Here is a 20,761-nt window from a genome sequence, read left to right on the forward strand (position 1 = left end):
AACCAAGCAACAGACAATGGAAAAAACACTCAACATTATGGTGCCCGTGGACTTCACGCCGGTATCATTCAAGGCCCTACAATTTTTGAACCTCCTGCTGGAGAAAGCTCCGCTTAACCTCCATCTGGTGCATGTGATTCAGGTGAACGCCGCCGAATGGGCCGGCACCACCGACTCCTCTGAAAGCATCGACAGAGAACAAATGTATGCCCAAGAGCAGCGGGCGAAGCAGCAATTCGACGAGCTCAGGAAACAGGCTGACATCGACTTCTCCAGCGCAGTAATATACGGCGGCCTTACCACAAGCCTAACCAAGTATGCCGAACAGCAGCAGATCGACCTGATCATCATGGGCACCGAGGGGGCTGATGGCTGGTACGAACGCCTCTCCGGTTCTGAAGCGCAGCACGTGGTGCGCCACACGCATATACCTGTCATCACGATCCAGAAGGACGCCTCTATCACGCCGATCAAAAACATCCTGTGGGTGGCCGATTTCTCAGCCGAGAAGCAGCCTGAGCAGTCAGTCAACACGATCAAGACACTGCAGCAGCTGTTTGGTGCCCAGTTGCACCTGCTACAGATCATCGATAAGGGGGACACGCCGAAACTGGACTCGATCAAAGCCAACATGCAGCGTTTTGCGGAGGAACTACAGCTGCAAAACTTCGAGCTGCACTTTAAGAGTGATGATAAAGTGCCGGCCGGTGTGCGCAATTTTAACCAAGAGTCAGAGATGGACCTAGTACTGATTGGCACGCACGGTCGCAAAGGTTTCAGCCACATTTTCTACGGCAGCATCGCCGAGACGCTTGTAAACCACTGTATCCGACCGCTACTCACTTATCACCTCAATTAAAATAACTTCACTTACAAAAACCGGGAGAACTATACTTCTCCCGGTCCTTACGATTAACAGATTATGCAAATAAAACTTGCGCTGGCAACCGCTTTGCTCATGTCTTTTTGGGGGCGTAGCGCTGCAGCTCAGGAACACCATGCCACAGAGCAGTTGCATGGCACCTTACAACAAACCGACACCGTACAGATCAGAAGTGCAAAGGACCTCTTCACAAAAGGTGAAGTGAAAGGGCACGTGCGCAACTACTTCATGGCTACGTTCAACCACGGTTCCCTCTCCGACAACTACGCAAATGCCATCGGAGCGGAAATCGCATATAAAACCGCCTCCTTGCATGGCTTCCGCTTTGGTTTTGCCGGACTATTTACCTATAACTTGTTCTCCTCAAACTTGGGCGAGCGCGACTTCATTGCTGAAAAGCACCCGAAACTGGAGATGGAGCTTTTCGATATCGAGGACCCGCACAACAAAGCCGATCTGGACCGACTGGATGAACTATACCTAGAATACAACTCCACAAAGCTTCGGGCGAAAGTGGGTCGATTTAGTTTCACCTCTCCGCTGATGAATCCGCAGGACACGCGCATGAAGCCCTACTCCTTTCAGGGTATAAAAGTGCAAGTGCCCCTGCAGGATAAGGGCCTTTTCACCATGGCTTGGTTTGATCATTTCTCACCCAGAAGTACCGTGGAGTGGTTTAAGGCGGACGAAACGATCGGAATTTTCTCACCGGGGGTTGATGAATGGGGCAACCCCTCGGCCTACGCGCACCACACCCAGACCAAAGGCGTGGCCGTGTCCGGCCTGCAGCTAAACCCTGATAAACGTCTGAAAGCCGAAGCTTGGAACTACTGGATTGAGAACGTATCCAACAACAGCTACGGCAGAGCAATTATTGAAGTGTCGCCACTGGTAAAGGCAGGCGTAGAAGGTTTGTACCAATTTCAAATCGGAAACGGTGGCAACCCTGAAAGTACACAGGTATACTTCCCGGATCAGAAGCAATGGCTGGCTGGCGGTATGCTGGCCTATGAACCCAATAACCTGCATTTGTCGCTTAACTACCTGCATATTGACGGGGACGGGCGCTTCCTGTTTCCGCGGGAATGGGGGCGTGAGCAGTTCTTTGCGACAATCTCCAGAGGCCGAATGGAAGGTATGGGCAAGTCGGATCTGCTTGTGGCCAAGGCCCGCAAAAAATGGGCAGGCAACTTCTCCTCAGAAGTAGCGCTAGCCAAATCTTGGCTGCCGGCACCAGACGATTACAAGTCTAACAAGTACGGTGCGATGTCCTATTGGGGCTGGGTCGCCGACCTGAACTATGCTCCTTCTAAACCATTGCTGGACGGGCTTAGCTTTCGATTACTTTACATCGGCAGGGCATCACCGGACATGGATATTCCGCTGAAGGACATGTATTACAATACCAACTTTCACAACATCAATTTCGTGACCCAGCTGACTTTTTAAGCCTTGTGTGACAAATGTCATATTTACTGTACTTAACCTTTGTTAATTTAGCATAAACTAATAAAGCAACAGCTGAATTAGACTTTTAACCTAAAACCCAAAACCATGGAAGAAGCAACAGTAAACACAATGCCGCGGATCGGTGATAAGGCGCCAGACTTTGAAGCCAACACTACCACCGGACCGCTCAAGTTCTCAGAATATAGCAAAGGAAGCTGGGTTATCCTGTTTTCGCACCCTGCCGACTTCACACCTGTCTGCACAACAGAGTTGAGCGGCTTTGCACAGGAGCAGGACAGCTTTTTCGCGCAGCACAACACCAAACTGATCGGTCTGAGCATCGACAGCATCCACTCGCATATCGCTTGGGTGCAGAACGTGCGCGAGAAGACCGGTGTATACTTCAAGTTCCCGATCATTGCCGACATCGACATGAAGGTAGCCAAGCTCTATGGTATGCTGCAGCCCGGTGAGAGCGAAACAGCAGCCGTTCGCGCGGTGTTTGTCATCGATCCGGAGGGCATTATCCGACTGATCATGTACTACCCGCTCAACGTGGGCCGCAACATGGAGGAAATCAAGCGGGTGTTGGTGGCCTTGCAAACTGCCTCTGAAAACCAAGTAGCCCTGCCGCTTAACTGGCAGCCCGGCGATAAGGTGATCGTTCCGCCACCAAAGAACTTGGCTGCGCTAGACGAGCGTGTTAACAGCGACCTCGAAATGGTGGACTTCTATCTGGCCAAAAAGAACCTATAAGAGCAAATAAATCGTAAAGCCCCCTATGTGACTTACATCACTGTGGGGGCTTTATACATACCGTATCTTTGTATCATAAATCGGAAAACCTCTTTTGAGTGATTTCCATGAATTATAAAAAGTAAAACCCAAAACCCATGAAGATAGAACAGTTTGAAGACAAAGGCTTAGCACATTACGCTTATGCCATACTGAGTGAAAAAACAGGTGAAGTAGTGTTGGTGGATCCGGCACGCAATCCACAGCCATACTACGACTTCGCAGAGAAAAACAATGCGAAAATAGTAGGCGTGATCGAGACGCACCCACACGCTGACTTCGTGAGTTCGCACTTGGAAATTCATGAGAAAACTGGTGCGACTATTTATGCCCACAGCATGGTTGGTGCCGACTACCCGCATACTGCATTTGACGAGGGTGCTGTTCTGGAGATCGGTGATGTGAAACTGAAATCAATCCATACCCCGGGTCACTCCCCTGACGGCATCAGCATTGTGCTGGAGCACGAAGGCAAGGATAAGGCCGTATTCACCGGCGATACCTTGTTCATTGGAGACGTGGGTCGTCCGGATTTGCGCGAGAGCGCTGGTAACATTACCGCCAAGCGTGAAGAGTTGGCTCGCCAGATGTACCACAGTACGCGCGAAAAGCTAATGAAGCTGGACGATGATGTGCTGGTATACCCTGCGCACGGAGCCGGAACGCTTTGCGGTAAAGGCCTGAGCGAAGCCAACAGCAGCACCATCGGAGCTGAGAAAATGAGCAACTACGCCCTGCAGGAAATGAGCGAAGACGCTTTTGTGAAAGTGCTCACAGAAGACCAGCCGTTTATACCGAAATACTTCGGCTACGATGTGGGGCTGAACAAACAAGGCGCGCCTTCCTACCAGCCTAGTCTGGATAAAGTGAAGAAGCTGGAGAAAAACTACAAGCCTAGCAAAGGCGCTGTCATCGTGGATGGTCGTAGCGAGAAAGTCTTCAAAAAAGGACACCTTGAAGGCGCGATCAACATCCAGAACGGCGGCAAGTTTGAGACGTGGCTGGGTAGCATCGTAGGCCCTAACGAGCGCTATTACCTGATCGCAGAATCAGAAGAAGAACTGAACGACCTGATCCAAAAAGCCTCCAAGATCGGTTATGAACTGTTGATCGAAGGTGCTTTTGTGCAGACCGAAGCCGCCGAGGAGAAATCTCCTGAAATCAATGTTACTGAATTTAAAGAGAATCAGAACCAGTATACCATCGTGGACATCCGCAATGCCTCTGAAGTGAAGGGTGGCAAATTCTTTGACAAGGCCATCAACATCCCGCTTCCAGAACTGCGTGAGCGTGCCAAAGAGATCCCGTCAGACAAACCAGTGGTAGTACACTGTGCCGGCGGTTACCGCTCAGCGGCAGGTAGCAGCATCATAGAGGCTGCCTTGCCAGACACGAAGGTGCTTGACCTGAGTGAAGCCGTAAACGACTTCAAATAAGCGACATATAAATTAATAATTACCAGTGCGGGTGCTTTTAGTGCCTGCACTGGTTTTTTGCTTTATACTTACTACCCGTTAAAATCTATTCAAACCTTTACGACACGTATACTATACCATGGAAATACCGCAGAAAGAAGATATCCTGAAAAGATTCCCGCAGTTTGAGCAAACCCTCCTCGACGAGATACTCGCACACAGCACGATCCGGCATGTGGAGGAAGGCGAAGAGGTGATGCGCACCGGGCAGTACATCCGCTCCACGGTGCTGCTCCTGAGCGGCCTGCTGAAGGTATACCGCGAGGATGACGAAGGCAATGAGTTCCTGATGTATTACCTCGAACCGGGAAGCGCCTGCGCCCTCTCCATGATGTGCACAGCCCGTAACGAGCAAAGCCAGATCATGGCGAAAGCCGTTACAGAATCAGAAGTTATTCTGATACCTTCTCACCTTTCTGAGCAATGGTTGGCCAAGTATAAGAGCTGGCACAATTTCGTGATCGCCTCCTACCGCCAGCGCTTCGAAGAGCTGTTGCAAACCCTCGACAGCATAGCCTTCAAAGGCCTCGACGAGCGCCTTTTGTTCTACCTCAAGCGCCACGTAAAAGTAAGCGGAAAAGAGATCCGCCTCTCCCATCAGCAAATCGCCCTCGAGCTCAATAGCTCCCGCGAAGTTATCTCCCGACTGCTCAAAAAACTAGAGCAAACCGGCGCCATCACCCTACACAGAAATTACATCGAAGTACATGATCTGGAAGTAGTTTAGAATGTTCTGAGTCCCGAGTTCTGAGTCGTGAATTGAATTCTAATTTCATGAATATATCTGCTCGTGAACAACCAGATCAGGTGTGAAAAACACACCTGTCTCCATATCCCAACACAGAACTCGAGATTCAGAACTCAGAACTCTTCCAAGTGTGATAATAGTCACTGCCAGCCCTTCAGGATCGCCCTACCTTTGTATCAGATTACAAAACAAACAACATAATCAATGGAAATACTAGGTTATATTGCGGCCCTCCTGATTGGGCTTTCTCTCGGATTAATCGGTGGCGGTGGCTCTATTCTGACGGTGCCGGTTTTGGTGTACCTGATCGGGTTAAGTCCCGTTATCTCAACGGCTTACTCCCTGTTTATCGTGGGACTTACCAGTCTGGTGGGTTCTTACAAGTTCTATAAAAATGGGTTGGTCAGCATGAAGACGGCCGTGGTGTTCGGTCTGCCCTCTATTGTGGCGGTATACCTGACGCGACGCTACTTGGTACCGGCCATACCAGAGGAAATTTTCTCGGTGGGTGACTTTATGGTGACCAAAGGCATTATGCTCATGCTGCTTTTCGCCGGCCTAATGGTGTTTGCCTCCATCAGCATGATCAAGAAAAAGAAAGTGCCTGTTACAGCTCCTACTGAACCTGTGGACATGGTGGACGAGAACATTGACACGGAAATAGACGTGGAAGGAAACGGCACGCCACACCCGAAGCCAAAATTCAACTACGGCGGCATTCTGGCCGAGGGTCTGGTAGTAGGTACCTTGACCGGTTTAGTTGGTGCTGGCGGTGGTTTCTTGATTATACCCGCGTTGGTACTGTTCAGTAAGCTCGACATGAAAATGGCCGTGGGTACCTCCCTTCTTATTATCGCGGCTAAGTCGCTCTTCGGATTCATCGGTGATATTTTCAACTACGAGATCGACTGGATGTTCCTCGGTATTTTCTCTGCCATTTCGATTGCCGGCATCTTTGTTGGCACCTATCTTTCCGCCAAGATCCATGCCGATAAACTTAAAACCGCTTTTGGTTGGTTCGTCTTGGTGATGGGCCTTTATATCATCGGAAAAGAGCTTTTCTTCTAAAAAAAATTACCTGCGTGACCAATGTCACTGTGTCGCGCTGATTATATGCTGATATTTGTATTGTCATCGGATGAGAAGGTGACAGCTAATTCAAAAAACAAAAAACTCAAAATTCTATACCCATGAAAGTAGAACAGATCTATACCGGATGTTTGGCACAGGGTGCTTACTACATCGAGAGTAAAGGCGAAGTAGCCATTGTTGACCCACTGCGTGAGATCAAACCATACTTGGAGAAAGCTGAAAAAGACAACGCTAAAATCAAGTATGTGCTGGAGACACACTTCCACGCCGACTTCGTTTCGGGTCACGTTGACCTGGCAAAAGCCACTGGCGCTCAAATCGTATTCGGTCCTAATGCCCAGCCTACTTTTGAGGCGCATATTGCCACCGACGGCGAAGAACTGAAACTAGGTGACGTGACGATCAAGGTGCTGCACACACCGGGTCACACCATGGAGTCTACTACTTTCCTGCTGCTCGACGAAAACGGCAAAGAGCACGCGATCTTCTCTGGCGACACGCTGTTTATCGGTGACGTAGGACGTCCTGACTTGGCTGTAAAATCTGACCTGACAGAAGAGCAACTGGCTCAACACCTGTTCGACTCACTGCGCAACAAGATCATGACCTTGCCTGATGACGTGATCGTTTACCCTGCGCACGGTGCTGGATCGGCTTGCGGCAAGAACATGAGCAAGGAAACAACCGACCTATTGGGTAACCAGAAAAAGAACAACTACGCCCTGCGTGCCGATATGTCGAAAGAGGAGTTCGTGAAAGAGGTGACAGAAGGTTTGCTTCCTCCTCCGGGCTACTTCCCGATGAACGTGAAGATGAACAAGGAAGGTTACGCGAACATCGAGGACGTACTAACACAAGGCCAGCAGGCGCTGTCACCAGAGGCTTTTGAAGCCGCTGTGAACGAAACAGGCGCTCTCGTGCTGGATACACGCCAGCCAGAGACTTTCGCTAAAGGGTTTATACCGAACTCCATCAACATCGGCATCGACGGTAACTTCGCCCCTTGGATCGGCGCTTTAATTCCGGATATTCAGCAGCCGATTCTGTTTATCGCTGACGAAGGCCGCGAAGAGGAAGTAGTAACAAGACTGGCCCGTGTAGGGTATGACTACGCATTGGGTTACCTGAAAGGCGGGTTTGAGGCTTGGAAAGCCGCAGGTATGGAAGTTGACTCTATCAAGTCAATCTCAGCTGCAGATTTCGCTGCCGACTATGCTAAAAACAACAGCATAAAAGTAGTGGATGTGCGCAAGCCGGGCGAGTATCAGGCAGAGCATGTGGAAACAGCTCAGCATGCACCGCTAGACTACCTGAACGACCACTTGGCCGAGCTGCCGAAAGAAGAGAATATGTACCTGCACTGTGCCGGTGGCTACCGCTCAATGATCGCAGCTTCTATCCTGAAGGCAAGAGGCTTTGACAACGTGGTCAACGTAGAAGGTGGCTTTAAGGCCATTTCAGAAACTGACGTGCCTAGAACGGCCTACGTTTGCCCTTCTACATTAAAATAAAATGGTTTAGTATAGTTGATTAAGTGTTTCGGGGTCGGTTAATAGCCGACCCCGATCATTTTGATAAAAACTACTGCGTGACCAAAGTCACTGAACCTGTTTAGTTATACCTGTACCTTTGTATTGTAAACTTTAATTCACTAACAACAAGACATAAAAGCCATGTTTAATATCTTCAAATCCGCTCCGAAGAACTACGAAGATCTGGACGGAAAAACATTCAAAACTAAATTCCAGAGCGCTCCAAAAGCTGAGCTGCTGGACGTGCGTACTGCTGGCGAGTTTGCTTCCGGCACCATCAAAGGCGCTAAGAACTTGGACGTAACCACGGGTCAGTTCCAGAACGCGCTTGGGTCACTGGACAAAGACAAAGAGTACTTTGTGTTCTGCCGCAGTGGCAACCGCAGCGGCTCTGCCTGTGAACTAATGAGCGCACAGGGATTTAAGTGCTACAACTTGGCGGGCGGCGTTGGCGCTTGGCCAAACAACTAAATAAAAAGCTACAGAGCAGAAATGGAAGGGGCACGCGACCTCGCTCCTTCTCTGCTTATCTCTCTAAATCACCAATTACTAAATAGATTAAAATATGTTAGAGCTTATAAGACAACCATGGCCATGGTATACCTCGGGTATCGTGATCGCTTTTGTCATGGTGTTGCTGTTGTTTTTCGGCAAGTCGTTCGGTTTTTCGGCTAACCTGCGTACTATCTGCTCAGCCTGCGGCGCTGGTAAAACGGTTAAGTTTTTTGATTTCGACTGGCGCTCCCAAAGTTGGAACCTGCTGTTTCTGGTAGGCGCTGTTATCGGCGGTTTTATCTCGGCTGAGTTTCTCTCTAACGGGGAGGCCGTTCAAATCTCTCAGGCCACCATTCAGGACTTGCAGCAGCTCGGCATTTCATCGCCGGACGGCATTCAGCCAGAGGAGATTTTCGGACTTAGTGCCGCCTTCACCCTCAAAGGATTTCTGATTCTGCTATTGGGTGGTTTCTCGATCGGTTTCGGTGCGCGCTACGCAGGCGGCTGTACTTCGGGGCACGCCATCAGTGGTTTGTCCAACCTGCAGCTACCCTCCCTGATTGCCGTGGTCGGCTTCTTCATAGGAGGTCTACTCACAACATATGTGCTGCTACCGCTGATTTTTTAATGAGTAAAGAATAATGATGAATGACTAGTTCTTTCTCATTCAATCATTATTCAGTACTCACTAATTATACATTTATCATTCGTCATTATTAATAAGTAACCGTGAAAAGTATAAAATTTATAATAGCCGGTATTCTGTTCGGCATCGTTATGAGTAAGTCGGAGGCTATTTCGTGGTTCCGTATTCAGGAGATGTTCCGATTCCAAGACTTCCATATGTACGGCATTATCGGGACGGCTGTCGTGCTGGGCACAATTGCCACCTTCGTGATCAAGAAGTACAAGCTACGCGACTTTCAAGGCAACCCGATCGTATTTACACCTAAGGAAATGTCTATTCCGCGCTACATCATTGGCGGTACCATTTTCGGCTTGGGTTGGGCACTGACAGGCGCTTGTCCGGGTCCGATGTTCGTAAACGTGGGCTACAGCTACTGGGCGATATTCATCGCGATTGGAGGCGCTTTGGCAGGAACGTATCTGTACGGTGCCATCAAAGACAGATTACCGCATTAAAAAAGAATTTGGCTAAGTGTTGAGTTTGTGCTGAAAGCCATCTGCCCCAAGCAGTGGCTTTCATGCATAACAAAGAAAAACAGGCAGGCAACGTAAGTCACTTCTTTGGCTAGAAATTTGTACTGTTGGGCACGGCCAAGGATGCGAAACAAAAAGACTCCTGAGCTTGGCATTTTAGATCTACGCGAGAACTGGCTGGCTATACCTGCTGAAAATCCGAAAAATGAACCACTATCTGCTAGTACTTTTAAGCACGTTGCTTTTCCTTTTCACTCTGGCACAACCACAAAAGCCAGCGAACGGGTTTGCCTGCACGCTTAAAAGTGAGTTAAAGACAGCAGATGATCACAAAAAACTTAAGCGTCCCTGCGCTAAAAAATGTCTGAAGCACCAGACGCATTCTGAGCAGAAAGACGCAGCTAATATACCAATTGACTGCGGCCAGCAGCTTCACGCTATTGTGGACGACAGGCAGTCCAATACTCTTTTCAATTCCAGTGCTAGGCAGCAGTTCTTGGCTTCTGCCCACCTCAAGCACCTTGCTCCTAACTTAGGAGCTGATCCTGACCCTCCGAGATTTTCTTAAAATACTGTACGCATTATGCTGACACAGCCGAAACATAACGGGTTTACACATATTTCTATCACAACCCTGCTGCTGTGCCTTATTCGACATGTCAACGCGATAGGTATACCCTGTACCGCCGAGACCATTATTTCAAGAAAATAATCTCAATCATGGAAAATAATTCTTTGCAAAAAATATCATTTCTGGTGCTACGTGTCATGGGTAGCCTTATCTTCATCATGGCTGGCTTCAACCACCTAGTACAAACAGCCGGAGCCGCTGCCCGCCTCGAAAAGGCACCCTTTGCCCAGCTAGCTACTTGGATGGCACCTGCCGAAACCCTGATCATCCTGTCAGGCGTTGGTTTACTGATTGGCGGCTCTATGCTGTTGGTCGGTTTCAAAACCAGAATCGCGGCCGCTTTGCTGCTTTCCATCCTGATTCCGATCACCCTGACGGTGCAGGTAGGCGCCGAAGGCTCTGGGCCCCTCTTTAAGAACATCGCGCTAATTGGGATGCTCGTATTTTTCATCGTGAATGGCGCTATCTATTACGGATTGGACCAGTCACTTTTTCAAAATAAGCAAATGAAATCAAGCCTTAAGAATAAATTAAATGGTAAAATTGTAACCGTGCTGGCATTCGGGCTGACGATGTTCCTCGGCTCATGCGCCACAGGTACAACGGTTGCCCAAAGCACTGCCACACCGGGAGCTGTCACAGAAACGAACGCTAAAAAATACGCCGTCCTGATCAGTCAGCCCAACCACCTGAAAGCCGCAGTGAACACAGCTGAAACCATTACAAAAGAAAGTCGCTACAAGCGTGAAAGTTTTGTGGTGATGGCCTGCGGCAAGTCCGTGGAAGCCTTTGTGAAAGGGAGCAACATGGCACAGGAATTTGAAAAAGGCAAAGCGGCCGGCATTACCTACAGGGTTTGCGGCATGTCGCTCAAGCAATTCAACATAGACGCCAGTTCGCTGGTTGAAGGTGTGGAAGTGATCCCGAACGGTTTGACCTACATGTTCGATCTGCAGGAACAAGGCTATACCACAGTGGAACTCTAAGCCTGAGAAGACGAAGCGTTACGCTCAAATTGACTAAATAAAATTGATTTAGACTGATTCGGGAAAGCCGAATTCTATTAACAATAATATCATGGACAAGAATAAATTTTCAATCAAAAACATACCCGGTTGGGCTGTGATGCTGGCCATTTTCGGTATCCTCTACCTGACTGGTTTGCATACCGAAGCCATCGGGCAGGTGCAGCGCATACTGTTGGCGACAGGTATAAAAAACGCTGATGTGCCAGCCATTGATGAAGTTTCCACCGCAACTGAAACGGCAGCTTACGAAACTGCCGGAGCGCCTATGGCGGGTGCCGGCTTCAAGATGGTGGATCTAGAGGGTAAAACCGTTGAGTTTGAAAGCCTGAAAGGCAAAGTGATCTTCCTCAACATCTGGGCGACTTGGTGTCCGCCATGTATTGCGGAGATGCCGAACATACAGAAACTCCACGATAAAGTAGGTTCAGACAAAATCGCTTTCGTTATGTTGTCAGTGGATGAAGGCGGTATGGCCAAGGTGAAAAAATTCATCGATAAGAAGGGCTATACCTTCCCGGTATACATGCCGGCAAGCCAGTTTCCGCAGGAGTTTTACAGCACTGCTATACCTACCACTTTCATTATCTCGCCGGAGGGCAAGATAGTAGCCAAGCAGGAAGGTATGGCTGAGTACGACACCAAGGAAGTACGCGAATTCCTACTGGGTATGGCAAAATAATGCATAAAACAAGCTGGCTGAGATGTATCGGCCAGCTTGTTTTATTAAATGCCTATACCTGACCTTCAACTGAAACAAAGCACTACTGGGCTTGTGTTATAGTGCACAAGCTTATACCTTGACCTTACATTCCAACATCTCATTTATCTGCCTGTTATGAAACTGAAACTGATCTTTGTTATCCTGCTGGCGGTACTGGCTGCTCCAACAGCCTTCGCCCAAAAGCAAACGAATAAAAAGGCAACAGCTGCCAAGGCTGAGCAAACCACGCCGCGCCGCATTGTGTACGATATGGCCGAAGGGGACACGGCCCGGCATAGCGGACTGATGCGGCAGCTCAACAACATCAAACGCGGCTGGCCTGACGCACAGGTTGAAATTGTGGTACATGGCAAGGCACTTAACCTGCTCGTGACAGACAAAACCACACAGGCAGCCGCAATTAAATCCTTGCAGGAAAAAGGCGTTAGTTTTGTGGCCTGCGAAAACACCATGCGGGTGCAAAAAGTGGAGAAAAACCAGCTGCTGCCCGGCGTGACGACAGTACCGATGGGTATAGGCGAAATCATTACAAAACAGGACGAGGGCTGGGGCTATATAAAGTTTTAAGCCGCTAGCTCAGGTATAGTACATGGAAAAATACTGGAACATTTTCACGAGCTCTTTTTCGGACTACGGTAACTACCTGTGGCGTGAAATGCTGCACCCTAGCTGGGGCAACTATTTCTACTGGCTGCTGGGCTTGTCACTGTTTTTCTGGCTGCTCGAGATCGTGTTACCGTGGCGTAAAAGTCAGGCCAAAATAAGGCAGGATTTTTGGCTCGACGGCTTCTACATGTTCTTCAATTTCTTCCTGTTCTCGCTGGTCGGATTCAATGCCATTTCCAATATCGGCGTAGAGGCTTTCAACGACTTTCTGGCCCTGTTCGGAATCCAGAATCTGGTGGCCTTCGAGATACAGTCGTGGCCGGTATGGGCGCAGCTGCTCACACTGTTTGTGCTGCGCGATTTTATTCAGTGGAACGTGCACCGCCTGCTGCACCGCTCCGATTTCCTGTGGCGTTTCCACAAAGTGCACCACTCGGTGCAACAAATGGGCTTTGCAGCGCACCTGCGCTTCCACTGGGGCGAAACGGTGGTATACCGCACCCTCGAGTATATCCCCTTAGCCATGATCGGCTTCGGCATACAAGACTTCTTTCTGGTGCACATTTTCGCTACGGCCATCGGGCATTTTAACCACTCCAACCTGCATATTCCGCTGGGTCCGCTGCGCTTCCTGTTCAACAACCCGCAAATGCACATCTGGCATCACGCCAAGCACATGCCGCACCGCTACGGCGCCAACTACGGCATCAGCCTGAGCGTGTGGGATTACCTCTTCGGCACGGCCTATATGCCGGACGACGGACGCGATATCGAGCTCGGTTTTGAGGAAGTCGAAGCTTATCCAAAGTCCTTTTTAGAACAGCAGTTTTATCCTTTCCGTGAGCGCGCGGTTATAGCTGAAGAAGTAGTATCGCAGAAAGAGAAGGATTCTATACCTGCTGAAGAAGTGGGGCAGTTGAATTAAGATCTGTACTGCAATGTAGAACCCTTATATGGCGCGAGTCGCAGATCCCGTACTAGATTCGAACAGGTCGCGACCTGTCCCTACAAATAATGAAATCATCCGATTTTTTGTTAACTTTCTACCTTATAATGTTTCCAACTAGCTAATTCCTAAAACTTCCCCCATGCAGCACCACGAAGTTCAATCGGAAGACAAAATACTTTTCTTCAAGAAAGAGTACATCTCGGAGTTCGTGTATGGGGGTATAGATGGGGCAATTACAACCTTTGCCGTGGTAGCAGGAGCTGAAGGGGCGAGTTTGGGTATAGCGGTGGTCATCATTCTTGGCTTGGCTAACCTGATTGCGGATGGTTTCTCTATGTCAGTCGGAAACTATTTCTCTACAAAAGCGCAGCGTGACAACTTTGACCGTCACCGAGCCCGTGAATATTGGGAAGTCGATAACTTAGGGGAAATCGAGAAAGAGGAGATACGGGAAATTTACGAGGCTAAAGGCTTTAAAGGCGAACTGCTCAATCAAGTGGTGGAGGTGATCACAGCCGATAAAGACGTATGGGTGGACACCATGATGAAGGAGGAACTGGAAATGACCAAAGACGACAAAACCCCCATCAAAACTGCTTCCGTTACCTTCATCAGCTTTATCATTGTGGGGTCTATACCGCTGCTGGCCTACATTTTTGCCGGCCTCGACTCAGGTATAGCAGGCGCCGATCTTTTCATATACTCCAGCGTGCTCACAGGTATAGCCCTTACAATTGTGGGTGCTCTGAAAAGTATTGTAACGGAACGCAATATCATGGCAGGTATAGCCGAAACACTGCTGCTCGGTGGTCTGGCTGCCACACTAGCCTATGTTGTGGGCGATGTGCTCGAAAGCGTGTTTATGTAATCACACCATAGCTGAAACAAAAAGTCACACAACCTTAAACAGTTCATGTGACTTTTTCCACTGTTTGAGCGAAGTTAAACTTACTGTCTGATAATCTTCGCTTCTCCCATATTCTCCGGCATACCGACTGTCTTCTTTTCCTTCAGTTTTTCGATGATAAATTCCGTTAAGGGCTTTTCAGTTCTATTGATGTTCTGTCCTTTTCCGATCTCGTCGAAGTTGTGCAGACCGGTTAGCAGTCCGTTGTGAGTGACCACTTCGTAGGTCTTCGAATCGCTTACCGCGCTATTGCCAATCTGCATGTTGTTAATTCGCTGTCCGATGGGCTTGGTGAGGTCCATCTGGTAGGCTATACCTGATGTTTGAATGAGACCTCCGACTGCGTCGAGTTTGTTGTCAGGTTTAAGGTTTTTGGCGGCTTGCTCGAGGGTTTGCTTGAGTTGCTTGCCTGTCATTTGCAGGGTTACGATTTTGGATGGGTGCGGCAACAGTTTGTATACCTCCTCGCTGGATACAGGTCCGGGCTTAAACGATATGCCATAGCCAACGCCTGGCATGATCGCCACTTCGCCCTTATACCCTTCCAGCAGTAGGTTGCCTACCAGTTTGTCAAACGGGCTCTCCGATTTATACTGCCTTCCGATCACATCGCGGCTGTCCACCACTTTCTCCTGCAATTTGTTAAGATGTGGCTTTCTCAACTCATCCACTATAATTTGCACCTCCGGATCAGGCTGCCACTCCTCGTGCCACAGCCAGTGGTAGTGGTCCTTCACATCCACCAGTTTATTGCCTGACAGGATCAGTTCCGTATCACCCAAAATCGAAGCGTCTGACATAGCCTGCACCACGTACGTTTGCCCGATTTTCTTGCGCGGCTCAATGATGTCGTGGCTGTGCGCCCCGATGATCAGGTCTATCCCTTCCACTTCACGAGCCATCTTGTAATCCACTGCCGTGCCTTCATGCGAGAGCACTACCACCACATCGGCCTGCTCGCGCAGTTTCGGCACATACTGCTGAGCCACTTCCTGCCCTATGCTGAAGCGGAGTCCTTTCACATTATCCGGGTTGCCTGTCTTGGGTGTGTTGCGATAACCCAGCGTGAGAATCGCTATTTTCACGCCTTGTTTTTCGGTGATGATATAAGGTTCCCCAAAGATCGGCTGCTGCGTCTGCTCGTCTACAATATTAGCCGCGCGCATCGGGAAATTCGCCAGTTGCTCAAGCTCGCGGGTTCTTTCCAAACCATAATCGAAGTCATGGTTGCCCAATGCCATCAGGTCGTATTGCACTGTATTCATCAGCCGGATCATGGCCTCTCCCTTGGTGAGGTTACCCAACTGGTCGTCGCTAAAGGTGTCACCGCCATCCAGTAGCAGTACGTTCTCCTCCCCCTTTTCCTGCCGCACTTTCTTGATCGCACTAGCCAGATAGGCAAAGCCTCCGATCTCGGCTTCTTTTCCGAACGTAATCAGCGTATCACGTCCCGCGTCACCGGTCTGGGCGGTAGCGTTATCAGCCGTTGTCCGGAATGGCATATAAGATCCGTGCATATCATTGGTGTGCAGGATCGTGATGGACTTGTTATCTCCTTCTGCCATATCGGTAGCTTCTGTAGTTGATTCGTTTGTCGTAGAAGTGCAGGCACCGGCCAATAAAAGCGGAGCGAACAGCACAGGTATAAAATGACTTTTTTTCAGGTTCATTGATTTAAAGTTTTATAAGTAAAACCGGTTTTATGACTTTACCAATTAATATGAAAAGTTGATTTACACAGCTGTGAAAGTGCCCAACAGCTTTATCTCCACAGGTGAGTGCTTCTGCAGGTATTGCTTCATGGCTTCGATGGCTTTTATACCTGCAGCCTCTCGTTGCTGACCGTAATTTTCGGGTACGCCCTGCTCGGTTACAAAAGCTGCCTTATACCTGCGCTGCGGGTCCAGCTCCTCTCCGTTCACGAAGAGTTTCTGAATACGATTGCCTTTCGGCGCTTCGATTTTAATGAAAGCCTTCAATCCGAAACTGCGCTTCACGAAACCTCCCAACTGGTTATAGGCATCCGGCGCAAAAGTCTTCTCTAGATTATCCTCCAGCATCTCCAGTAGTTCCTCGCCGCTTATGTTCACAGTTTGAACAGGCGGGTTCATCGGGATAATATTGTAAAGATCATTCAGAGTGATGGGACCGGGCACAATGGGAGCTCCATAGCGCCAGCCGTTTGAAAAAGCCAGTTCAGCACCGGTTGCCTCCAGCATGCTATGCAGTAGGAGATTATCCATGGTCGACTCCAGAATGGTATTGCGGTCGAGGGCTGTTGTGGTCTCCCCTACTTGCTGACTCAACTCCTCCCGGTAAGGCTTTACTGCTTCTTCCACCAGTTGCTTTACCTGCCCGTCCTCCGGCAGTTTATCTGACACTTCCACTAATTCGTGCTTAAAATCAGTGATTTTTCCGTCCTCTATGTCCAGGTCCAACCTGCCTAGAAAAGAGCCGTGGCAGCCGGACTCGATCACGATCGTGTTGCCCTGTCTGGCTGGTTTGGCCGTGCGATAATGTGTGTGGCTACTCAGGCAGACATCCACCCCCTCCACTTCCGAAAGTAGTTTCATGTTCTGTGGAAATCCCAAGTGCGAGATCAGCACGATCAAGTCGACTTTTTCTTCTTCTCTGAGTTTTTGAATGTAGCCGGGTAGCTCTTCGTTGCCAAGGGTGAATCGCAACCCTTCGCTGAAATGTGGTGGCATGGTCTTGTCCACGATGTTGCAAGCGATCCCGATGATACCGACTTTCAAACCTTTCAGTTCCTGTACGATGTAGGGCTTATAAACCAGCTCATCGGTCTGCTTCTCGTAGATGTTGATGGCCAGCATGGGATAGTTGAGCTGGGAGGTGAGCTTTTTGAATTGCTCCGGCCCGTAGGCAAACTCCCAGTGGGCCGTCATAGCTGCCAGTCCCAGTGCATTCAAAATTGGCAGCATGGCTTCGCCTTTGGTAGCCACAGCCGGGTAGGTGCCATGAAAGGTATCGCCGCAGTCAAGTGCCAGCACCGCCACATTCTGTTCTCGGCGCAGTTGCTGCAGGTAGCCGGCTATACGGGCAAACCCGCCGGCCTGCCGGTAGACCTGTCCGCCTTTCTCCCAGAACATTTCTTGGTGCGGCTCTAGGTAGGCATGACTGTCGTTGAGCTGCAGTATGGTCAGCTTGTTTTCGTTTTTCATAGTCTGAGTTTTAGGTTGCTTCTTAAAAATTGTCGTTATGAATGCAGCCACATGCTCCAAGTAACATGTATAAATTTTCACCTGCTGTGACAAAAGTCACAGTATGCCGGCTAGACAATCATCATATTTGTATGACAAAGCTGTAAAACAGTCTTTTATACCTTAGAAACAGACCGCTCATTTGAAGCACATTCTTAAAATATGGTCCCTGCTGATGTTATTCATACATCTCTCCTCGCTGGCTTTCGTGAGCTTTCTGCCGGGAGCGAACGCGGGTGTGGCCATAAAAAAAGTGTGTCTTCGACAGCAAGACCAGACAAAGGTGTCTCTATCCCATACGAGCACAGTCGATTTTAAGCGTTTGTTAGCCATCGAAACTGATGGGGCTGAAAAGCCAGACAGCGAGGCTGAGATCCGGCTTTGTAATGTGAAGTTGTTCTGTACGCCCGCTAGCACCTCTGCGGCCTTCAACCATTCCCACAGCCCGTACCAAGAACCCGGTTATATGGCTGTCGCTTACTACTCCCAAACCACCCCGATCGAACCAGACCCGCCCCGGTTCAGCTGATCCTATTGTGCTTTTTTTGAGCTAAAAACTCACCCTATATCCTTGTAAAGCTGATTCGGATATAATAATCGGAATCCAGATAGAGGGCCTATGCCACCAACTATTGTGAGTTTCCTGACCAGCGCGAACCAGCAATAGAATACAGGTATTCGGAAACCCCTTATGGTCATATTTCGGATTGATATATCCGAAAAAGCAAAGGAACCTTTAAAAACATGCTTTTAAATTTAAAAAACATACTAGCGGCTATTGCCTTGCTCGTGTTACTAGGCGGCACTACAACATTCGCCCAAAGTCTTCCTCCACTTACTGCTCAGGAAAAAGCTGATCTGCAACAACACCAGCACTACGCCTTTTTAGCCAAGGAAGAACGGCATATAAAAGGTGCTTGGGAAACTTATCAGCAACTTAAAAACTCAGGAGTTCCTGTGCGTCAGTTCGAAGTGGTCGCTATTGGAAATGCAGTTAAAAACATCACAGCAGAACAGGAACTGGGAAGATTCATACAGGAAAAATCAGACGGTGCTTTCAGCATAATGATTTGCCAGATTGCATTGGACCGACATCATATTAATAAGCAAAATTTACCAAAGGCTGCTGGCGTAGTATCGAACGGTTACATCCGCTTATACCAGCTACAGGCAAAAAATTATCTACTTATTCAACCTTAAGCATTAAAGAAATGATCAGTATACTAAAAAAGACTTTACTCTCGGCCATACCTATCCTAGGACTCACATTTGCAACCTCCTGCCAGTCGAGCAATACGGAGGAAACACAGGCCAAAGAAGATGGCGTCGAAACCATTACCATTTTGCAGACCGCCGACATCCACGGACAGCTGATGCCGCATCAGGAAATGTTCATCGAGAACGGTGAGTTTGTGTTCAAAGAGCGCGGCGGCGTGGCCAACATCCAGACTATTTTCAAGCAGGTGAAAGCCGAAAACCCGGGCGGCACCGTGATCGTGGATGGCGGTGACCTGATACAGGGTAGCGCTGTGGCTGCCCTTTCGGAGGGCGCCGTTTTCGGACCTGTGATCAAAGCCATGGACTACGATTTCCTGATCCCCGGTAACTGGGAAGTGATCTTCGGCAGCCAGAAAATGCGTGACGTGCTGGCCTCTTACGGCAAGCCGGTGGTGTGCGCCAACATCTACGACGAGGCTAGTTCTGATATGCTCTATCCGCCTTATATCGTGAAAGAAATAAAAGGCGTGAAACTGGGCTTTATCTCATACAACGACCCCGAAGTGCCTGTTCGCCAAAACCCGTCGTTCAGCAAGGGCCTTATCTTCAAACAGCTCGAAGACAATATTGAGCCGCTCATAAAAGAGCTCAAGGAAGAACAGGGCGTGGATATTCTTTTCCTAGTAACACACCTTGGCATTTCGAAGCAGCTATACCTGGCTGATCAGGAACAGATCAAAGGCGTTGACTTTATCTTGGGCAACGACACGCACGAACGCATCCGCAAACCGCTACAGGGCAAATATGCGCAGGTAGTGGAGCCGGGAGCATTCGCTTCGTTTGTTGGCCGTTTGGACTTGGACGTAAAGGACGGTAAGATCGTGGACCAGCGCTACGAACTGATCGATGTAGACCCAGCCGTATACCCGGCCGACCCGGAAGTACAGCGTGTGGTTGACGAGCAAATGGCTCCTTATAAGAAGCAAATGGAGCGTGTGCTGGGCCATACCACCACCCCACTTTATCGTTATCTGGTCGTTGAAAACCCGATGGACAACATGATTACCGATGCGGTGCGCTGGAAGACAGGCGTTGACATTGCCATCTCCAACGGTTTCCGCTTTAGTACACCTATCGTACCGGATGAAACAGGCAAGGCCGCTATTACTTATAGCGATGTTTGGAACATGCTGCCCGTGAATGAGAACGTGAAGATCGGTAAGGCCACCGGTAAGCAGATACAGGACTGGATGGAGCAGGAACTGCACAACGTGTTCGCCGAAAAGCCGCTGGAGCGTTTTGGTGGCTGGGTGATCCGCTTCTCAGGTATGGAAATGACCTTCAACGCCAATGCGCCGAAAGGACAGCGCGTGGAGTCAATTACGGTTGGCGGCAAACCGCTCGACCCGAACAAACTCTATTCCATGGGAGCCTGCCTGCGTCGCGGCGAACCGGACCACATGCTTTGCCGCATGCCAAACGCCGTGGAAACGCAAGTGCTCGACTATACTATTCATGATGTGATAGAGGAGTATCTGAAAGAAAAAGGCACGGTTTCTCCTAAGACGGATGGCAGAGCGAAGGCGCTTGACCTGCCTGCCCCGGTATTGTCGCAGTTGCCAAATGTAGACTATACCTTTAGATAATTTCTTAAGAGCAGGAAGCTTAGCTTTCTGCTCTTTTTTTTGTTTTTGTTCGGCTGATAATATGCTATTAATCAGCTGGGGGAATTACAGAAAAGCACTTTAATTCGTATACCTAGTAATAGTCCTCCTCCTGCCGAATAAAAATCGAATCCGCTCCAATGTGACAAATGTCACATACTTCTGAGGTATAAAAACATAACTTGT

20 protein-coding genes are annotated in these 20,761 nt (G+C 49.1%); 18 read left to right on the forward strand and 2 right to left on the reverse strand.

Features of this window, described 5'->3' with window-relative positions:
• The first annotated feature begins 16 nt into the window (after nt 1-16).
• The 15 genes from Q1A04_RS01955 to Q1A04_RS02025 all read left to right on the forward strand — a co-directional run bounded on the left by Q1A04_RS01955 (nt 17) and on the right by Q1A04_RS02025 (nt 14,433).
• Nucleotides 17-859: a universal stress protein gene (locus Q1A04_RS01955; protein ID WP_299700435.1), complete on the forward strand. Its 843-nt coding sequence runs from the start codon at nt 17-19 to the stop codon at nt 857-859.
• Nucleotides 860-922: 63 nt separating this feature from the next.
• A complete protein-coding gene (locus Q1A04_RS01960; RefSeq protein WP_299700438.1) occupies nt 923-2,332 on the forward strand; it encodes a porin in 1,410 nt (469 codons plus the stop codon).
• Nucleotides 2,333-2,437: 105 nt separating this feature from the next.
• Nucleotides 2,438-3,088, forward strand: a complete 651-nt coding sequence (locus Q1A04_RS01965; RefSeq protein WP_299700441.1) for a peroxiredoxin — start codon at nt 2,438-2,440, stop codon at nt 3,086-3,088.
• Between the two features lie 137 nt (nt 3,089-3,225).
• Nucleotides 3,226-4,563 (forward strand): MBL fold metallo-hydrolase, encoded by a 1,338-nt coding sequence (locus tag Q1A04_RS01970; protein ID WP_299700444.1) that lies wholly within the window; start codon nt 3,226-3,228, stop codon nt 4,561-4,563.
• Between the two features lie 118 nt (nt 4,564-4,681).
• On the forward strand, nt 4,682-5,329 hold the full coding sequence (locus Q1A04_RS01975; RefSeq protein WP_299700447.1) for a Crp/Fnr family transcriptional regulator: 648 nt from the start codon (nt 4,682-4,684) through the stop codon (nt 5,327-5,329).
• Nucleotides 5,330-5,554: 225 nt separating this feature from the next.
• Nucleotides 5,555-6,418, forward strand: coding sequence for a sulfite exporter TauE/SafE family protein (locus Q1A04_RS01980; protein ID WP_299700449.1), 864 nt, complete (start codon nt 5,555-5,557; stop codon nt 6,416-6,418).
• A gap of 122 nt (nt 6,419-6,540) precedes the next feature.
• Nucleotides 6,541-7,953 carry an MBL fold metallo-hydrolase gene (locus tag Q1A04_RS01985; protein WP_299700452.1) on the forward strand — a complete coding sequence of 471 codons (1,413 nt, stop codon included), beginning with the start codon at nt 6,541-6,543 and terminating at the stop codon, nt 7,951-7,953.
• A 162-nt stretch (nt 7,954-8,115) separates the two neighbouring features.
• A complete protein-coding gene (locus tag Q1A04_RS01990) occupies nt 8,116-8,445 on the forward strand; it encodes a rhodanese-like domain-containing protein (protein WP_299700455.1) in 330 nt (109 codons plus the stop codon).
• A 94-nt stretch (nt 8,446-8,539) separates the two neighbouring features.
• On the forward strand, nt 8,540-9,097 hold the full coding sequence (locus Q1A04_RS01995; protein WP_299700458.1) for a YeeE/YedE thiosulfate transporter family protein: 558 nt from the start codon (nt 8,540-8,542) through the stop codon (nt 9,095-9,097).
• Between the two features lie 101 nt (nt 9,098-9,198).
• Entirely contained in the window at nt 9,199-9,612 is a 414-nt protein-coding gene (locus Q1A04_RS02000) for a DUF6691 family protein (RefSeq protein ID WP_299700461.1), read from the forward strand.
• Between the two features lie 738 nt (nt 9,613-10,350).
• Nucleotides 10,351-11,247, forward strand: a complete 897-nt coding sequence (locus Q1A04_RS02005; RefSeq protein ID WP_299700463.1) for a DoxX family membrane protein — start codon at nt 10,351-10,353, stop codon at nt 11,245-11,247.
• A 91-nt stretch (nt 11,248-11,338) separates the two neighbouring features.
• On the forward strand, nt 11,339-11,968 hold the full coding sequence (locus tag Q1A04_RS02010; RefSeq protein WP_299700465.1) for a TlpA disulfide reductase family protein: 630 nt from the start codon (nt 11,339-11,341) through the stop codon (nt 11,966-11,968).
• Nucleotides 11,969-12,124: 156 nt separating this feature from the next.
• Nucleotides 12,125-12,577: a DsrE family protein gene (locus tag Q1A04_RS02015; protein ID WP_299700467.1), complete on the forward strand. Its 453-nt coding sequence runs from the start codon at nt 12,125-12,127 to the stop codon at nt 12,575-12,577.
• Between the two features lie 22 nt (nt 12,578-12,599).
• On the forward strand, nt 12,600-13,541 hold the full coding sequence (locus Q1A04_RS02020) for a sterol desaturase family protein (RefSeq protein ID WP_299700470.1): 942 nt from the start codon (nt 12,600-12,602) through the stop codon (nt 13,539-13,541).
• A gap of 163 nt (nt 13,542-13,704) precedes the next feature.
• Nucleotides 13,705-14,433 (forward strand): VIT1/CCC1 transporter family protein, encoded by a 729-nt coding sequence (locus Q1A04_RS02025; protein WP_299700473.1) that lies wholly within the window; start codon nt 13,705-13,707, stop codon nt 14,431-14,433.
• An 80-nt stretch (nt 14,434-14,513) separates the two neighbouring features.
• On the opposite strand, the gene Q1A04_RS02030 is transcribed toward Q1A04_RS02025, so the two are convergent.
• Both Q1A04_RS02030 and Q1A04_RS02035 read right to left on the reverse strand, forming a co-directional pair.
• Complete coding sequence (locus Q1A04_RS02030) at nt 14,514-16,142, reverse strand: bifunctional UDP-sugar hydrolase/5'-nucleotidase (protein WP_299700476.1); 1,629 nt, start codon at nt 16,140-16,142, stop codon at nt 14,514-14,516.
• Nucleotides 16,143-16,205: 63 nt separating this feature from the next.
• A complete protein-coding gene (locus Q1A04_RS02035; RefSeq protein WP_299700479.1) occupies nt 16,206-17,654 on the reverse strand; it encodes a 5'-nucleotidase C-terminal domain-containing protein in 1,449 nt (482 codons plus the stop codon).
• A 214-nt stretch (nt 17,655-17,868) separates the two neighbouring features.
• On the opposite strand from Q1A04_RS02035, the gene Q1A04_RS02040 reads away from it, so the two are divergent.
• From Q1A04_RS02040 to Q1A04_RS02050, 3 genes are all read left to right on the forward strand, one after another.
• Nucleotides 17,869-18,222 (forward strand): hypothetical protein, encoded by a 354-nt coding sequence (locus tag Q1A04_RS02040; RefSeq protein WP_299700482.1) that lies wholly within the window; start codon nt 17,869-17,871, stop codon nt 18,220-18,222.
• Nucleotides 18,223-18,437: 215 nt separating this feature from the next.
• Entirely contained in the window at nt 18,438-18,893 is a 456-nt protein-coding gene (locus tag Q1A04_RS02045) for a DsrE family protein (RefSeq protein WP_299700485.1), read from the forward strand.
• Nucleotides 18,894-18,904: 11 nt separating this feature from the next.
• The gene (locus Q1A04_RS02050) at nt 18,905-20,557 is read left to right on the forward strand and encodes a bifunctional metallophosphatase/5'-nucleotidase (RefSeq protein WP_299700488.1); all 1,653 of its coding nucleotides are present in this window, start codon (nt 18,905-18,907) and stop codon (nt 20,555-20,557) included.
• The last annotated feature ends 204 nt before the right edge of the window (nt 20,558-20,761 follow it).

It is taken from the genome of uncultured Pontibacter sp. (genome assembly GCF_947499215.1).
In the GTDB taxonomy this organism is placed as follows: Bacteria; Bacteroidota; Bacteroidia; order Cytophagales; family Hymenobacteraceae; genus Pontibacter.

Bases quoted from the DNA above. Each gene is read 5' to 3' on its own strand.
- Q1A04_RS01955 (WP_299700435.1), top strand. From the start codon at position 17: ATGGAAAAAACACTCAACATTATGGTGCCCGTGGACTTCACGCCGGTA.
- Q1A04_RS01960 (WP_299700438.1), top strand. From the start codon at position 923: ATGCAAATAAAACTTGCGCTGGCAACCGCTTTGCTCATGTCTTTTTGG.
- Q1A04_RS01965 (WP_299700441.1), top strand. From the start codon at position 2,438: ATGGAAGAAGCAACAGTAAACACAATGCCGCGGATCGGTGATAAGGCG.
- Q1A04_RS01970 (WP_299700444.1), top strand. From the start codon at position 3,226: ATGAAGATAGAACAGTTTGAAGACAAAGGCTTAGCACATTACGCTTAT.
- Q1A04_RS01975 (WP_299700447.1), top strand. From the start codon at position 4,682: ATGGAAATACCGCAGAAAGAAGATATCCTGAAAAGATTCCCGCAGTTT.
- Q1A04_RS01980 (WP_299700449.1), top strand. From the start codon at position 5,555: ATGGAAATACTAGGTTATATTGCGGCCCTCCTGATTGGGCTTTCTCTC.
- Q1A04_RS01985 (WP_299700452.1), top strand. From the start codon at position 6,541: ATGAAAGTAGAACAGATCTATACCGGATGTTTGGCACAGGGTGCTTAC.
- Q1A04_RS01990 (WP_299700455.1), top strand. From the start codon at position 8,116: ATGTTTAATATCTTCAAATCCGCTCCGAAGAACTACGAAGATCTGGAC.
- Q1A04_RS01995 (WP_299700458.1), top strand. From the start codon at position 8,540: ATGTTAGAGCTTATAAGACAACCATGGCCATGGTATACCTCGGGTATC.
- Q1A04_RS02005 (WP_299700463.1), top strand. From the start codon at position 10,351: ATGGAAAATAATTCTTTGCAAAAAATATCATTTCTGGTGCTACGTGTC.
- Q1A04_RS02010 (WP_299700465.1), top strand. From the start codon at position 11,339: ATGGACAAGAATAAATTTTCAATCAAAAACATACCCGGTTGGGCTGTG.
- Q1A04_RS02015 (WP_299700467.1), top strand. From the start codon at position 12,125: ATGAAACTGAAACTGATCTTTGTTATCCTGCTGGCGGTACTGGCTGCT.
- Q1A04_RS02020 (WP_299700470.1), top strand. From the start codon at position 12,600: ATGGAAAAATACTGGAACATTTTCACGAGCTCTTTTTCGGACTACGGT.
- Q1A04_RS02025 (WP_299700473.1), top strand. From the start codon at position 13,705: ATGCAGCACCACGAAGTTCAATCGGAAGACAAAATACTTTTCTTCAAG.
- Q1A04_RS02030 (WP_299700476.1), bottom strand. From the start codon at position 16,142: ATGAACCTGAAAAAAAGTCATTTTATACCTGTGCTGTTCGCTCCGCTT.
- Q1A04_RS02035 (WP_299700479.1), bottom strand. From the start codon at position 17,654: ATGAAAAACGAAAACAAGCTGACCATACTGCAGCTCAACGACAGTCAT.
- Q1A04_RS02040 (WP_299700482.1), top strand. From the start codon at position 17,869: ATGTTATTCATACATCTCTCCTCGCTGGCTTTCGTGAGCTTTCTGCCG.
- Q1A04_RS02045 (WP_299700485.1), top strand. From the start codon at position 18,438: ATGCTTTTAAATTTAAAAAACATACTAGCGGCTATTGCCTTGCTCGTG.
- Q1A04_RS02050 (WP_299700488.1), top strand. From the start codon at position 18,905: ATGATCAGTATACTAAAAAAGACTTTACTCTCGGCCATACCTATCCTA.